The following is an 18,997-nucleotide window of genomic DNA, read 5'->3' as shown; positions in this document are numbered from 1 at the left end:
AGGCAGAACTGTTTAGAATTTCAACAAAGAGCCTACAAATAAGGATCTGTTCTTTAAAGAGGCTTTATAACACCTGAAGCAAGTAACTTATAATAGACCATTTACGAATCTCTAATTTGTGAAATTAGCTTATAATATGTTTCTAAAAAATACTCTTTATGTCTTTTGTTCTAATATGGAATCCTCTTAAATCATACAATTATTTTCATTTCCACGACCCTTTTTTTGACAGAACACACACCATATTGTAATTTATATGATACTGCATTTATGTGGCTTTCGCCTAAATCATCATCATTTTGTAAGAGGATTGCATCGAATTATTTACTATTTAAAAGCCAAATTCATTGATAAAAATTAAGGGGGTTTTTAAACGATAATTGCCTCTTTAAAATTCAAAAATTATCAGTTTATTTTGAGAATATGAACAACTAAATTTTATCAAATTATCACGAAAGTAAAAATTTTAAAAATAGTGCTACTAGTTTCCTAATCGTTGAAATACGCTCTTTTCCCAAATATACAAACCCATTCTATTCGCTGTTTCACAACAGAAAACATCGTTACCACAACAATAAATTCTTTAGCCAACTAGTATGGTTAATATTTGTTATTGGAGAATTCCGCTTGGAACGATGCGAAATTGATATCGAATGATAGGAAGGCTTCAACAATTTTAGAACATGACCAAACTGACTCGTTTTTTAGATTTTACCAAATACACTTCTCTTATGGGAAAACAGTACTCAAAATATTTATTTTTCATTTTATTCTTGGCACTAGGTTTACAAACTGTCGTTTCACAGGTTAAAAATGATTTCGACGTTCGTTACGAAGCTGATATTCGTGGTGAACTTACCTTTATAGCCAACAATATTGTCAACAGACGTGTTGCTGAAAGCACAGGTGGTCGATGGGTTAGGGATGGTAGAAGATGGCGTTATGAAACATTTACAATTCCTGCGGTGTCTCCAAACGAACCTCTTAATGATACTGGCTCATCATCAGATTATAACGATAACTACGACATGCAATATATTGATGTCGATAGTGATAGCAGTACATTTAGTTCTAGTAGTGCATATTTAGAAATACCAGATGTAGACTGTTCATTGGTACGTTATGCAGGATTGTATTGGTCTGCGGTTTATGTAAATTCTGATAGAAGCAATATTGATGATATTAAGTTTAGAACACCAGGTGGTGCATACCAAGATATCACTGCAGATGAGATAATTTTTGATGGTGCTGGCGATGCTGATTTTGGATATTATAGTCCGTATGCTGCATATAAAGATGTAACTTCTATAGTATCTGGTTTAGCAAATCCTAATGGAGATTACTTTGTTGCCAACGTAAGAGCTAGTACTGGAAATAGTATTTCAGGTGGTATTTCTGGTGGATGGAAAATGGTTATTGTTTATGAAAACCCAAACTTACCCGGAGATAAATTTATAACAACCTTTGATGGTTATGCAGGTGTAAAGTCAGGAGAGAGCATTGATATCCCGGTTAACGGATTTACTACTTTACCCGCACCATTTCCAGTATATGCAAACATGGGTGTTGCTGCTTTAGAAGGTGATAACCGAATTGGCGGTGATGCTTTACAAATAAATGCTAACGGGTCTTTTACTACATTATCTAATGGACAAAACCCTGCTACTAACTTTTTTAATTCTAGTATTACTCAATTTGATACCCAGTATACAACTAGAAACCCAAACAGTATAAATACATTAGGATGGGATGTTGATCTTTTTGAAATACCAAATGGTGGTGCCAGTAATACGATTATACCTAACGGTGCAACTAGCGCTATTTTAAGGGCAAGTTCTTCGCAAGATAAATATGATATTTTCTTTACATCTTTCGATGTAGATATTATTGCTCCGAATATAGTTTTGGAGAAAAGAGTACAAACACCAGGTGGTGTTGATATTACAGGTCAGGGTGTAAACTTAGGTCAGACATTAGATTATGTTTTAAGCTTTGAAAATATTGGTAATGATGACGGTGTAAATTATACCATTAGAGATGTATTGCCCGTAAACGTTTCTCCGCCAGATGGGCGTAGCTTTTTCAATGCTTCAGATTTTACATTGCCGGCACCAATTTGTACAGGTTCACCACGAACTTGTTACGAGATAACATATGTTTACGACCCAGCAACAAGAGAAATTATTTTCAGTATACCAGATGTATATGTAGAAGATGAAGATGGTGAATATTCTATTGGTTTTCGTGTTCAAGTAGCCGAGAACTGTTTTGACTTTATAGATGCTTGTTCAGATTTAATTGAAAACTTGGCTTACAGTTCATATAGAGGTGAAAATAATTCTGCACAAGTTACAGATGACCCTAGTGTTACCGATTTTAATACATGTGGATTTGTTATTCCAGGTGCTACAAACTTTCTTCTAGATGATCTTTCTGATTGTAATTTTGAAAGAACGATAGAACTTTGTGGTACTAGTGCTATTTTAAATGCAGGTGATGGTTTTGATTCATATGTATGGTATCGCGACACAAACAGTAATGGCGAAATAGATGCAACCGACATCGAAATTAATGATGGTGATCCAGATAACGACCCTAGTACACAAGTTGTAACACTTGTTGGTCAATATATAGTAGATAAAATTATTGCTGACCCTTGTAAAGGATTTAAAGAGATTATTACTGTTGAGCCATTTGGCTCGGGTAATTTGCCAAACCCGGTTATAGAGTATTTTAATGAAGTAAATAGTGATTCTGACCCAAACAATGATATACCTGGTGAAATAGTTTTTTGTTCTGACAGTACTGAACTTCCAAAAATATTCTTGTGTGGTATTAATGATTCGCAACCATTAGCGGTTAATATTGTTGATGCGCAAAATGTTACATGGGAACTGCTGGACGAAGGAAGTTGTGGTGTAAATGCAGAAGCTGGTGAAGATTGTGCTAACAGAGCACTTACGTGTACATGGACAGAAGTAGGTACAGGTAGCAACTATTTATTAAATGCGCCTGGTGAGTATAGACTTTCTGTTATTTATCAAAATGGTTGTACGAGTCGCTTTTTCTTTAAAGGTTTTCAGAACAACTTAGATATAGAATTTAATAATAGAGATATTGTTTGTGATACCGATGGTAACATTACTATTACCAATCTTGGAAGTGGATATGGATATCAACTTGTAGATAATGACACCAATGCTACTATTGTTCCATTTAGTGCTAACAACGGACCAAGTTTTGATTTTGCTTCTGGTGAGAATGGTTCTTATAGAGTAGAGGTTACTCAACTTGATCCTAGCGGCAACCCTATTCAAGATGCTTGTGTTTTTACCACTCCGGTAATTGGGGTACGTGAGCGTGCGATTACATATAATGTTAGTGTAACACCTGAAACGTGTTTTAATTTAGGAACAGTTAATCTACAGATTACAGATGCAGATCCACCATATGCTTTTGAGATTAGAAGAGATGATGGTGCAAACGGCGGACTAGGTACTCTTATAGACAGCCAAAATGGTCATGCAGATAATAACTACACTTTTACAGATGTAAGTGCTGGTGATTATATAGCTTATATTTCTACAGATGATGGTTGTTCTTATAGTGAAGCAGTAACTGTTATTGATGAAAATGACCTTGAACTTACAGCAAGGGTTTCTCAACATATAACTTGTAGAGAAGGTAATATAATAATGAGTTCTGATGGTGGTAAAACACCACACACCTATGCTATTTGGGAATATATAGATGATTCTGGTAATACAGTTACTTCTTACCCAACGTATGCTGATATACCAGCCACAAACTTTCAGAGCAGTCAAATATTTGACATTTTTGACCCAGGAGATTACACCTTCGTAGTTTTAGATAGAAATGGTTGTTATAGTGAATCAAATACCGTTACTATAGAATTTAGACCTGCTGCCGAATTTGCTGCTACTACAGTTAATGATGTTTTGTGTTTTGGAGAATCTACGGGGCGAATACAGTTTAATTTAATAGATAATAATGGGTATCAATTAACGTTCTTTCTTTTTGATTCTGATGACCAACCTTTAGCCGAGAATACAACAGGTCTTTTTCCAAACTTGGCAGATGGTGATTATAGAGTTGTAATCAACCAAAGAAAAGGTAGTGCATCATGTGATTATGAAGAGAACTATTCAATTTCTGCACCTGCTTCTGCAGTTAGTGGAACCGCTGTCTTAATTCAAGATTACACTTGTCTTCAGGAAGGTATTATCGAGGCACAAAATGTTACCGGAGGTACTGCACCATACGAATATAGTATTGATGGAATTAACTTTATTCCAGATACGACCGTAAATGCACATCGTTTTGAAAACTTAACAGATGGCACTTATAATCTTATGATTAGAGATGCCAATGGATGTCCGTTTAGAACAGACGAAATTGTAATCGACAGACCTAATCCTCCAACAGATTTAACTATTACAGAATCACAAATTTCATGTCCGGCACAAACCGTTAATTTAACCGTAAATGCAATTAATGGTACTGCACCTTATGTGTATTCAATTATAGCACCTGCTACAATTGCACCAACAAGCACAACAGGAAACGAAGCTGCTTTTGATGGTTTAGCTCCTGATACGTATACAGTAAGAGTTACAGATGCCGATGGTTGTTTTTATGATGAAAATTATACAATAAATGCGATTAACCCAATTACTGCAAATGGTCAAACTACGCAACCAATTAGTTGTTTTGGTGCTGCAGACGGAGTTATTCGTTTTAATGTAAACTTCCAAGCTGGTCAAAATTTCACATATACCATTACAGGTCCTGCAGGAGTTGAAAGAACTGGTGGCACTGAAGCTTTAATCGACAATATTAACAACTTGGCCCCTGGTATGTATACCATAGCTATTGTTGACACTGATACTAACTGTACATACAGTGCTTCACATGAATTAGAAGGTCCGGCTTCGGCATTGACCATTTCTAGTTTAACAGAAATACAACCTAGCTGTACATCACAGGGTAGTGTAAGTGTTCTTGCCGATGGCGGATGGGGAAGTTATGTATATGAATTAAGTAATCCTGATACTACTGTATTTGGTTCTAATGCTACAGGTTCCTTTAATGGATTATTACAAACAGGAACTTATAATGGTACAATTACCGATGCTAATAACTGTAGTATTCCATTCACATTCGATTTAAATCCGGCAACGTCACCAGTTTTAGTAATTACACCAAATCAAGATTGTTTTGATGATGCTGTTTTATTGACGTTGACGGCAAGCGTTTCTTCTGGTGGTGATGGTGCTTTTGAATATAGCTTAAACGGAGGCCCTTTTAGTAGTACAAACGTATTTGCCAACCTTTCTGCGGGAACATATACTGTTGATGTTAGAGATGGCAATAATTGTGCAGATACAGAAAGTATTACTATAAATCCAGCATTAACAGTAAGTGCGAGTGCAAGTAATATTACCGCTTGTGATACCGATACTGTTATCGATATTTCTGCCGCTGGTGGAGATGGTAATTATGTATATGCAGTGGTGGATGACGGAGTTATACCAACTGCGAGCGACTTCGGTGTAAACAGTTCAATTTCAGTTACCGGTACAGGTGATTACGATGTATACGTAAGAGATAATAGTGGAAATGTTGATTTCTGTGAAACACCATTTGATATTATTATTGATCAAGATATTCCAGTAGCCGCAACACAAACTGTTGTAGATGTTACTTGTTTTGGTGGCAATAATGGTAGTATATCTTTAGCCCCAAGTGGCGGTGAGGCGCCTTATACGTATAGTATCAACGGCGGCACATTTGGGACATCAAGTACTTTTAATAATCTTGCTGTGGGCACTTATGATGTTAGGGTAAGAGACGCAAATAATTGTGAAGCTATCTTATCTGTTCTTGTAAACGAGTTACCTGAAATAGTAGCAGAAAGCGTACAAACAGAAGAATATACTTGTAATCAATTAGCAGAAATTACAGTTGGTAGCGTAACACCTACAACTGGTGGTTCTGGTTCTTATCAATATAGCTTAAACGGTGGTGCTTGGACAGCGGCAACCGCTGGCGGTACTGTTTTTACCGATTTGACAGATAATACGTATCAGGTTCAAGTTAGGGACGCAAACAATATCAATTGTATTGTAACCCTTCCTGAAATTATAATTGCTCCTTTACCAGCAGTACCTTCTTTAAGTAGTAGTGTTGCCTATAGTTGTGATGGAACGGGTATTATTACGATTCTTCCTAATGATGCTACATATACCTATAGCATTGACGGCAATACGCCTCAAATTGGTGACAATGTATTTAATAATGTATCGGTTGGTCAACATACGATTACCGTAAATTATGGTAGTGATTGTACCACAGATATTGTTGTAGATGTTCAAGATGGTTTCGCTTTCGAAGCAGCAGTGCTTTCTTCTAAAGATTTGGATTGTAATGCAGATAATTCTGGTTCGATAACTTTTGAAGTTGATAATTATGGTGCAAGCGGATTCGAATATAGCTTAGATAATTTTGCTAGTATTTTAGGTAGTACTACAGTATCTCCGCAAACAATATCAGGACTTGCAGCTGGTAATTATAGAGTTTATGTTCGAGATGCGGCAAGCACTTTACCAGGATGTACAACATTTTTCGATCGTACTATTGATGAACCAACATTAGTTGTTGCCGATGCAGATCTTACACAAGATTTTACATGTAACAATGGTGGTGCAGAAATAACGGCTAGTGCAACTGGTGGTACTCCAGGTTATACGTATCAATTAGAAGAAGATGTTCTTGGTATTGTAACTGCATACCAAATCAATACTGTTTTTAACGGTTTGCCCGCTGGAACTTACAATGTGCGCGTTATGGATGCTAACGGATGTATTGATTTAACCGATACACCGATTGTTATTACGGCTCCAGAAACACCGGTCTTCACTTTACAAGAAACGGTATGTTATAGCGGAAGTAATGACGCTACAATTGTGGTAGATGTTACTGCAGGAAATGGCGATTACCAATTTAGAATCAATGGTGGTTCTTTTGTAACTCCGACTCCAATAGATGCTACGACGTATACTTTCACAGGACTTTTAAATGGTACATATACTGTTGAGGTTACCGATGCTTTTGGTTGTGATGCTGTGGCTCAAACCATTACCATCGAACAACAAGTAACGGTTAGCGCAAGTGCAAGTACAATTACTGCTTGTGGTACCGATAGTGAAATTAATATTACTGCCGCTGGTGGAGATGGTAATTATGTATATGCAGTAGTTGCCAATGGTGTAACCCCAACAGCTGGTGATTATGCAACAACCAATCCGGTTACCGTTACTGGTTCTGGAGATTACGACGTGTATGTTCTTGACAATAATGGGGGCGTAGACGCGTGTCCTGCAATGTATGACATAACTATTGCTCAAGATGCTCCTGTAGCAGCAACATCGACGGTTGTTGATGTTACTTGTTTTGGTGGCAACAACGGTAGTATTTCTTTAGCCCCAAGTGGTGGTGAGGCTCCGTATACGTTTAGTATCGATGGCGGTGCTTTTGGTACCGTAAGTTCTTTTAATAATCTTACCGCGGGCACTTATAATGTTCGAGTAAGAGATGTAAATAATTGTGAAGCGACATTATCACTTCCTGTAAACGAATTGCCTGAAATTATAGCGGAAAGCACACAGACAGAAGATTATACGTGTAATCAATTAGCAGAGATCACTGTTGGTGGTGTAACCCCTACAACTGGTGGTTCTGGTTCTTATCAATATAGCCTAAACGGTGGTAATTGGACTGCGGCAACTGCTGGCGGAACAGTTTTTACCGACTTGTCTGATGGTACATTTACGGTTCGAGTAAGAGATGCAAACAATATTGCATGTGTAATTAGCCTACCGAATATCATTATTGCTCCTTTACCAACAGCTCCTTTGTTAAGTAGTTCTGTTGATTACAGTTGTGATGGAACAGGAATAATTACAATTCTTCCTAATGATGCATCGTATGCATACAGCATTGATGGAAATACTCCTCAAATTGGTAACAATGTATTTAACAATGTAGTAGTTGGTCAACATACGATTACCGTAGACTATGGTAGTGATTGTACAACAGATATTATTGTAGATGTTCAAGATGGTAATGCTTTTGAAGCTGCAATTTTATCTTATGAAGATTTAGATTGTAATGCTGATAATTCTGGTACGATAACTTTTGAAGTCGAGAATTTTGGAGCAGGTGGTTATGAGTATAGCTACGACAGTGCTTTTGCAACTATTGATGGTAGCGATACGGCTGCAACACATCAAATAACAGGTTTGGCTGCCGGTACTTATACCATATACGTAAGAGATGTCGATAATCCAATTGCTGGTTGTACTGAAATATTGACACAAATAATAAATGAACCTGCAGTTTTAACGGTTTCTAATACGCCAACACAACCTACATGTATTGATGATGGTGCTGTAGATATTACGGTTACAGGTGGTACTGCTGCATATTCTTATGTAATTCAATTACCAGATGCTTCCTTAACACCAGTACAAAACACAGGAATATTTACTGGTCTTGATCAAATAGGTTTACATACCATTACGGTTACTGATGCAAACGGATGTACAGATACGGATACCTTTACTTTGGTAGCACCGGTTATTCCAGTAGCAAGTATTTTACCAAGTTCAGATGTGTGTTTCGATTCTTCTGTAACCGGTTCTGCGACTATTGAAGTTGGTGCAACTGGTGGTGTGGCTCCATATTCATATAAAATGAATACAGGTGCATTTGTAAATTCGAACACCTTTACAAATCTAACGCCTGGTAGCTACTCTTTTGAAATTAGAGATGCAAATGGTTGTACAGATACGGTATCTTTTGATATTGAACCTCAATTAACGGCTAATCTTGCATTAACTAAAGACTTAGATTGTACTGTATCACCAGAGGCAACAATGAATTTAGTAACCAATGGCGGATATGCACCATATACGTACGAATTAGAGGTTAATGGTGGTGGTTATGCTGCTTTTGCAGGAACATTCCCGTATTCAACTTCAACAGTTGGTACATATAGATTTAGAGTAACAGATGACCAAGGTTGTACTGCTGTTTCTAATATAGTAACGGTTACTGCAACGGTAAATCCTGTTGCAACTGAAACGGTAACGAACCCTACTTGTTTTGGTGATGCTAACGGTATTGTTGAAATTAACATTGACCCTAATTTTGGGTCATCTCCTTATCAAATAAGTTTTGCGGGAAGTGCCTTTACAAATCAGAGAGTCTATACTGGTTTAGCTGCTGGCACATATAATTATATTGTTAGAGATTCTAAAGAATGTATTTATAACGGCAGTGCAACCGTTGTCGACCCTGTATTGTTCGATGCGAATGTTGTAGCCACAGATGTTAGTTGTGGTGCAACTGGTGATATACCCGGTAGTATTGAAATTACGATTACAAGTGGTGGTGCACCAAACTTTACATATACCCTATATGATAATCTTAATAATATTGTTCCTACAACGGGTCCAAATCCTATTGTAAATACTACGGCTACTACGGCTACTTTTGATGGCTTAGTGTTTGGCGATTATTATGTTCGTGTATTAGATGCTAATGGTTGTGAGTTTTATCAAAATCCGGTACGAGTTCTTTCTAACCCTTACTTGTCTGTTGATGCGGTTATACCTGCTGTTAGTTGTATTACTGGCGGTACTGTTGAACTTTTGGCAAGTGGTGGTTCGGGTAATTATGATTTTACCATTTATGGTGCGGGCACTATTCCAGATGCAGAGGCCGCAGGTGCTAATCCAGATGAGGAAGTAGCAACTTATAACGGACTTAATCCTGGTCAATCTTATGTATTCCAAGTTATTGATACTAACACCAGTTGTTCAAGTTTCGTTGAGGTCGATATTCCTAATTTATCAGCAATCGATGTTGTTGCAGACCCAACAGTTACCGACGTGGCTTGTTTTGGAGATACCAACGGTTCTATATCATTTCAATTTGAACTATATGATTCTAGTGTAACCACTATTAATTATGAAATTAGAGAAAGTATAAGCAATACGCCATTAGGTGGTGCCTATTCGGGTAGTGTAACTGGTCCTAACGGTCCTGGTCCAACAGCTTTAGAAACAGTATCAAGTATTCCTCCAGGAGATTATGTCCTATTTTTCCAAGAAGCGGCTACACCAGAGTGTACAAATACATTTGAATTCAGAATATTGGAACCGAACCCTGTTACACTGTCTCTAGCAGACCAAAATAATGGGTACTGTTCTGAAGATGCTAACGTTACGGTTATTGCAGGTGGTGGTAATGGTTCTTATACGTATGCATATGTTGAAAACGGAGTTACTCCGATCGCAACAGATTATATAACTAGTAATTACGCAGAATTAGATCCTTCTGTAAATACGGAATGGGATATATATGTTTTAGATGGTAATGGTTGTACAACTGCCCTACCAATAGATGTTACTATTGCAGATGACCCAACACCAGCTATTTCTGGGTTGGTAATTAACCAATGTACTGCAGATGAAGGTGACTTTATTATAGAAATTACGTTAGACGGAGAAGGGTCTCAACCATACACACTTAGTGTTAACAGTGGTTCATACCAGTCTTCTACCTTAACGACCGCAGGTACTACAAATCAATTTACTGACCTTAGTTCTGGTAATTATACTGTTCAGGTTCGTGACTTTAATGGATGTGGAAATACGGCAAACATTGAAATTTTCCCACCAACTTCTATTACCGCAGAGGTAACTACTCAACCCTCATGTACTGAAGGTGATGGTGAAATATTAGTAACTGCCTATGGTGGTTCTACCTTTTATGAATATGAATTATTTGATAATGGAGGAGTTAGCGTAGCTGGAGGACCTCAATTATCGCCAATTTTTACAGGATTAGATTCAGGCACATATACTGCTCATGTTTACGATACTGTTTTAGGCGGTTGTACTGCCCAAACCGATGTTGAATTAGAATTAGCAACCCAAGTTTTATTTACTACAGATATAACACCGGTAACTTGTTTTGGTGATGCAGATGGATCAATAGTTGTTCTTTTAGATGCCACTATGGACAACCCTCCATATGTATTTCAATTATTTATAGAAACGGCACCTTCAGTTTTAGTACCTGTTGGTGTGCCGCAAACAACTACTACATTTAATAATCTTGCTGCAAATGACAATTATGTAGTTAGAGCAACTTCTTCTCGTGGTTGTGTCTTGGAAGTTGATAGTCCGGTAGGTACTCCCTTGCAAATAACAAATGTAACTGCTGACGTGGTCGAATTTGGTTGTACCGTTGGTAACAATTCAAACAATGCAACGGTAACTGTAGATACTGCAGCAATAACAGGAGGTAGTAATAATTATGTAACCTATGAGTTCATTGATAGCAGTTCTGCTGTTGTTCAATCGGGTACATCAAATGTGTTAACGGTTACAGACAGAACAGGCGAAACATATACAATTAATGTGTATGATGATAATGGTTGTTCAGGTAGCACCACGGCTACGGTATTACCTTATGATGAATTAACAGGAGCTACAGCAGATGTAACTAGAACAGCTACCTGTGAGCCAGTTAGTGTTGGTGAAATTACGGTTTTAGTTACATCAACGGCTGGTGATGACACAAAATATGAATATAGTATTGATAACGGTTCAACTTATGTTTCTACCAATGTCTTTGGCGGCTTATCTGCAGGAAACCATAACTTCTTAATAAGACACACAGACACAGGTTGTATCGTAACAGCTTCAGCTATAATTGAAGAACCAAATACGTTTACTATCGATGTTGTTAAGACAAGTGATGTGATTTGTTTTGGAACGGATACTGGTGAAGTAACTTTTGAATTGGTCGATGCTACGTATAACACAGGATTCGAATGGGGAATTTTCCGTACCGATAATACACCTGTCCTTAGTGGTACAGAGTTAGCAAACGGTCCTACACTAATAATTAACTTAGGTGTTGGTGAATACTATGTTTCTATATTACAAACAGACAATCCGTATTGTACCGATGTTGAATTTTTCAATATCGCAGGTCCTGATGCCGATATTACAGGAAACACTATAGTAACAGATATTACATGTAACCCAGGAACTGATGGTTCAATTACAATTACTGACGTAGTCGGTGGTTGGGGTGGCTATACATACTATGTAGGTGTAGGTATTCCTGCAACTGTAGATTTCATTGCAGGTGCTTCTTTCACAGGATTAGCTGCTGGTACATACCAGGCATGGGCTCGTGACGCTGAAGGTTGTGAAAAATTAATTCAAGATAATATTGTACTTGATGTTCCAGAACTTATTGATGCTGATTTACTTGTTACTCAAGAGAACTGTACAAATTTACAGGGAGAAGTAACGGTTAGCAATGTTATTGGCGGACAAGGAAGTAATTATACATACCAATTAAGATTAAACGGTACAGATTTCCGTGCTCCACAGAATACAACAGTTTTCTCTGGTCTTGGTGCTGGTGAATATGAAGTAATTGTTTCAGATCAATGGGGTTGTACATTTACGACAGACCCGGTGGAATTATACGAACAGTTAAGTGCTACTACTTCAGTAGATAAAGCAATTGACTGTACAAGTATACCAGGTGGTACAATTACGATTAATGTAACGGGTGGTTCTACGAACCTTGAGTTTATAATGACACCTCCAACAGGTGCTGCAGTAACTCAGTTGAATGACCCAACATTTACAGGTTTGGTTGATGCTGGTACATATAGTTTCTTAGTAAGAGATTTAGATACTACAAATCCTGTTTGTGAGATACCAGTAACGCAAGAGTTAGCTCCTGCTATTCAGCCAATATTTACAGATTCTCATATAGATATTACGTGTTTCGGATCTAACGACGGTTCAATTACCTTGACACAAACCGAAAACGGAGTAAATCCGCTAACCTTTACAATTTCTCCTGTAGCAGGAACATTTAATGCTAGCAACAATACGTTTGAAGGTTTACCTCCAAATACATACGTTGTAACGGCAACAGGAACCAATGGCTGTAGTGCAGTATCAGGTAGCATTGTAATTGATGAACCTGCATTAATTTCGAATATTAATACTTCGGTAGTAGAATTCGGTTGTACTGTTGGTAACAATCCTAACAACGCTACAATTACTGTTGATGAGACTGCCATTACAGGCGGTAGCGGTAACTATGTAATTTATGAGTTTTTAGATAGCAGTTCAGCTATTGTACAAACTGGAGCATCAAACGTATTAATTGTTACGAACAGAGCAGGTGATACGTATACCATCAATGTTTATGATGACAAAGGATGTTCTGGTAGCACAACGGAAACCATACTTCCTTTTGATGAGATTACTAATGCAGTTGCAAATGTTTCCAATACGGTTACTTGTGATCCAATTAGTGATGGAGAATTAACGGTAATCGTAACTTCAACCTTAGGTGATGCTACTAAATTCGAGTATAGTATTGATAATGGTGTAAACTACCAAACATCCAACGTGTTCGGCGGATTATCTGCGGGATCGTATACGATTCTTGTGAAGCATTTAGATACAGATTGTATCGTTTCTGCGACGCAAACTCTCGTAGAGCCAAATACATTTACCATCGATGTTGTAAAAACAAGTGATGTTGTTTGTTTTGGAACGGATACTGGTGAAGTAACTTTTGAATTGGTCGATGCTACGTATAACACAGGATTCGAATGGGAAATTTTCCGTACCGATGATACTTCTGTCGTTAGTGGTACAGAAGCCGCAAATGGTCCAACACCGATTATTAATTTAGGTGTAGGTGAATACTATGTTTCTATATTACAAACAGACAATCCGTATTGTACCAATGTTGAATTTTTCAATATTGCAGGTCCTGATGCTGAAATTACAGGAGATACTGTTGTAACAGAGATTACTTGTAACCCTGGTGATGATGGTTCAATAACGATTATCGACGTAGTTGGTGGTTGGGGTGGCTATACATATTATGTAGGTGTAGGTGTTCCTGCAACTGTAGATTTCGTGGTAGGTGCTACTTTCGATTCGCTTACAGCTGGAACGTACCAAGCTTGGGCTCGTGACGCTGAAGGTTGTGAAAAATTAATTCAAGATAATATTGTACTTGATGTTCCAGATAATATTAATGCTGATTTGCTTGTTACCGTAGAGAATTGTACAAACTTACAGGGAGTACTAACGGTAAGCAATGTAGTTGGCGGACAAGGAAGTAACTATACTTACCAATTGAGATTAAACGGTACTGATTTCCGAGCACCACAAAATACGAGAGTATTCACAGGTCTTGGTGCTGGTAGTTATGACGTAACGATTATAGACCAATGGGGTTGTCCTTTTACAACTAATGTGGTGGTACTTTATGAGCAAATGGATGTTTCTACGACAGTAGTTAAATCTATCGATTGTACAGGTACACCAGGTGGTGAAATCACCGTAAATGTTAATGGTGGTTCTACAAACCTTGAGTTTGAAATGACGACTCCATTAGGTAGTGTGGTAACGCAAACAACAGGCGTATTTACAAGCTTAACTGAGCCGGGATCATATTCTTTCATAGTTACTGATCTTGATACAACGAATCCTGTTTGTGAAAGAACAGTGACTCAGACATTAGATGCGCCTGTAGATCCAGTGTTGTTAGATGCAACTATTGTTAACGTAAGTTGTTTCGGTGGTACAGACGGTAGTATTAGAGCTAATATTGATCCAGCTACAAATACAAACCCTGAGTATCAATATGAATTATATGATATTGCTGATTTGGTTACTCCGATAGCATCTCAAACAAATCCTTTATTTACAGGATTGATAGCAGGTGATTATCAAGTACGGGTAATTTCTAGTAGAGGTTGTGAAGACATCAAGAATGAAACAATCACTGAACCAGTAGCGTTAACGGTTAGTGCAGTTGCGACAGAATTTAGTTGTTCACCTAGTAACAGTGTTAACACGGCAACAATAACCGCAACTGCTGGTGCAGGTACCGGTACTGCACCATATTTGTACAGTATAGACAATGTAATCTTTCAAACATCGAATACATTCAATGTTAGCGATACAGGAAGTGCACAAACTATTAATGTATATGTAAAAGATGCCAAAGGTTGTGACACGTTCGATACGGTTACAATTCAACCTATCAACAAGTTTACAGCTTCTATTGCACAAGATGTAGCTATTAACTGTACTGTTGATGAAACAATAACAATTACTGTTGCTGATAATGGTTTGGCACATAACTACGGTTATGAGTTGTTACCAATTGGTAATGCAACCGGTACTTTAATTAGTACAACAGCAACCTCTGCAACATATGAATTGAACACTGTTGGATCTTATGTATTTAGAGTTACAGATTTAGATACAGGTTGTTATGTAAATACAGCTAGTTATACTGTTGCATCGTTCGATTTCATTACGGCAACAGCAACTGCAACAACTGCAGTAACTTGTTTTGGTGAACTTAATGGAAGCTTAGAAATCGATGTTGACGGATATACGGGTAATTATACGTACGAGGTATTTAATGCTGCGGGTACATCAGTTATTCCTGCTACAGCATCAGATACTAGTGTTAACCCAAGAACAATATCAGGATTATCTGGCGGTACTTATTATGTTACTATTACAGAAACCGATATTCCTTTATGTTCTGAAAATACCAATAGAGTAACCATTGCTTCTCCTGACAGACCTTTAAGTGGAACTGTTTCAACGTTGGCTGAAGCTACTTGTACAGATGACCAAGGTGCTATAAGAGTTGAGGCTGAAGGCGGATATAGACTTTATGATATTGTATTGACGAATACTACAACTGGTGATGTGTATACAATGGATGATGTTAATGAAGGACTTTTCACAGGTTTATCTGCGGGTGATTTTACAGTGAGCATTACCGATAATGCCGGATGTGTAGTGAACTATACAGAAACATTGGTAGCAGCTACTCCAATAGTGGCAAATGCTACTCCGCTTGTAACAGACTTAGCTTGTTATGGAGATACGGGTGCTGTTGTTACCGCAAATGTAACAGGTGGTGGTAGTGGTAGTTATGAATACCAATTGAATTATTACGATGCAACCGGTACTACGATCATAAATACAACCGGAGCACAAACGAATCCTAATTTTAGAGATTTAGGTGCAGGTTTCTATAGTGTTACCGTAGTTGATGGATGGAACTGTGATACCACAACTAATACCGTTGAGGTTAGAGAGCCAACTGAAGTACAGGCTAGCTTAATAAGAACCGATGCATTAACATGTGTACAAGGTGCAGAATTTGAACTTACCGCATCAGGTGGTAGTGGTTCATACGAGTATAGTGTTGACAACATCAACTTCTTGCCAATGACAGGCAATGTAGTTTACTTGCCAGAAACAGGTACGTATCAAGCGGGTAGATATCAATTCTATGTACGTGATGCAATTAACGGTTGTGAATCTGCAATCTCTAATGCAATTACTGAAAGTGAGATTCCACCATTATTGTTATTTGTTGATCAAACTGCTGCAGTATTAAATTGTACTGGCGAAGGCACAGCTATTATTTATGCAACTGCTGATGGCGGATTAGGAAACTACCAATATGAATTGTTTACTGATAGTTCTTTAAGCATAGCCTCTAGAATTGCCGGTCCTCAATCGCAAGGTGTATTTAGAGATTTAGGTGCAGGTACGTATTATGTAACTGTAACTAGTGAGGATTGCGAAACAGCACCAGAAACTGTTGTTATTGTTGAACCAACACCATTGACATATACAGAAAACGTAATAGATATTACATGTTCTGGCGAAAATGATGGCGAGATTACGGTTACGTTATCTGGTGGAGCTGGTGGTTATCAATATGCGATTTCTCCGAACTTGAACCAATTTTATTCAGATGGTACATTTACCGAATTGACTCCAGGAGAGTATACAATAATCGCACAAGACCAAAATGGTTGTTTCGAATACTTGACATATACTATTTCTGAGCCGTCAAGTTTAGAAGTAACGGCAGAGACAACACCAGAAATTTGTGTTGACAGCAATGATGGTTCTATTATTCTTGAAATAACAGGCGGTACGGCACCATACAGTACGGCATTGAATTCTAATGACGATGCAGACTTTGTGTTGAATAGAACAGAATTCTATGACATGGCTGCAGGTAATTACTTAATAGTAATTAAAGATGCCAATGGTTGTGATACTAACGTAGTAGTTGATATTGAAACCGGTGTAAACCTTAACGCTACAGTAATGCCTGTTTATGAATGTTCAGGTAACACTCCAGATAATTATGTAAATATCACTTTAGAAGATGAAACTGTAATCGGCGATGTGCTTTATGCAATAGATTCTGTTGATCCGGCTGATTTCCAGTTGAATCCTGATTTTAGAAATTCGGCACCAGGTAACCATTACATTACCATCGCACATTCTAACGGTTGTTTACAGACCATTGACTTTGTAATAGAAGCTTTTGATCCGTTAACTCTTGTTTTAGAGCAAAACAATATGAATGAAATAACTGCTGTTGTAGAAGGTGGTCGAGAAGTATACACTTACTATTTTGATGGTTATGATAATGGGGACAATAACACGTTCTACATTACAAGAACAGACACTTACGAAGTACGTGTTGTTGATGAAAACGGATGTTCTACTGTTGCAAACATATTTATGGAGTTCATAGACATCGAATTGCCTAATTTCTTTACGCCTGACGGTGATGGGCAGAATGATTTATGGATTCCAAGAAACATTGAACAATACCCTCAAATACTAATAAAAATATTTGATCGTTATGGTAGAGTGGTTTCCGAACAATCGGTTGATTCTGAAGGTTGGGATGGAACATATTTAGACAATGAATTGCCTACAGGAGACTACTGGTATGTAGTGAAACTGAACGGCGATAGAGATGAAAGAGAATTTGTTGGACACTTTACCCTATACCGATAAAACTTAACCTAAAATGATGATGCGGAACAGTCTTTTGACACTGGTATTATTTATAAGCGTACTCTCCCTAAGAGGGCAGGAGCTTACGATACCTCAATTATCGCAATACCTTGCCGATAACCCTTTTGTAATGTCACCAACCTATGCAGGTATCGGCGACCACGTTAAAATTAGACTTAACGGACTTACCCAATGGGTTGGCATTAAAGATGCTCCCGATACACAGTCTTTAGCAGCCGATATGCGTATTGGTGAAAAATCTGGTATAGGTATGTTATTGTATAATGACAGTAATGGTGAAACAAAGCAACAAGGAGCTCGCTTTTCATTTGCGCACCACCTTACTTTAGATCGTTACGATGATGAGTTTTTATCATTCGGTATCTCGTATAATTTTAACCAGTTTAGAATTGATAATACGAATCCGGATCTAATTGCAGATCCTGCGTATGTTGGCGATAAAGCTACTACAAACCATAACTTTGATATTGGGGCACTATACAGATATGACAAATTTTATTTCAGTATCAACGCGTCTAATGTTTTAGATAAGGATTTAAGTAATTTCAACGCTTTATACGAGCCTAATAGATTAAGAAACTATTACGTGTATACAGGTTACAGATACATGAAGAAAAGAACTAGCAAGGTAGAGGTTGAACCTTCTATTTTGTTTCAATTATTCGAAAGTGACGGGCGTTCTGTTACCGATTTAAACTTGAAATTCAGATTTTACGATTTTGAAGATTATTTCTACGCAGGTATTAACTATCGTTTTTTGAATGATCAAATTGGTAATCCGCTTTATATCGCTCCTATAGCAGGTCTAAAGAAAAGTAATTTTTACTTCGGATATTCTTACCAAGTTATTCTTAATGAACTTCTTGGCTATAGTTCTGGTACGCATGTCATCACCCTAGGGGTAGATTTATTTCAAGGTATCAGTAATTGTCGTTGTACATATTAATCCTTCATGGAGATTCATTAAATTT

General features: G+C 37.6%; 2 protein-coding genes. Both read left to right on the top strand.

The window, feature by feature from the left end:
- Positions 1-683 precede the first annotated feature (683 nt).
- Positions 684-18,005 carry a T9SS type B sorting domain-containing protein gene (locus ACEN2N_RS10405; protein ID WP_441824260.1) on the top strand — a complete coding sequence of 5,774 codons (17,322 nt, stop codon included), beginning with the start codon at positions 684-686 and terminating at the stop codon, positions 18,003-18,005.
- Positions 18,006-18,024: 19 nt separating this feature from the next.
- Complete coding sequence (locus ACEN2N_RS10400; protein ID WP_441824378.1) at positions 18,025-18,972, top strand: PorP/SprF family type IX secretion system membrane protein; 948 nt, start codon at positions 18,025-18,027, stop codon at positions 18,970-18,972.
- Positions 18,973-18,997 lie beyond the last annotated feature (25 nt).

It is taken from the genome of Maribacter spongiicola, from assembly GCF_052119685.1.
GTDB lineage: Bacteria > Bacteroidota > Bacteroidia > Flavobacteriales > Flavobacteriaceae > Maribacter > Maribacter spongiicola_A.
Note: the sequence above shows the minus strand (reverse complement) of the source record. Positions and strands in the feature narration are given on the sequence as shown.

Excerpts from the sequence above, each read along its gene's own strand:
- ACEN2N_RS10405 (WP_441824260.1), top strand. The coding sequence starts at position 684 with ATGACCAAACTGACTCGTTTTTTAGATTTTACCAAATACACTTCTCTT.
- ACEN2N_RS10400 (WP_441824378.1), top strand. The coding sequence starts at position 18,025 with ATGCGGAACAGTCTTTTGACACTGGTATTATTTATAAGCGTACTCTCC.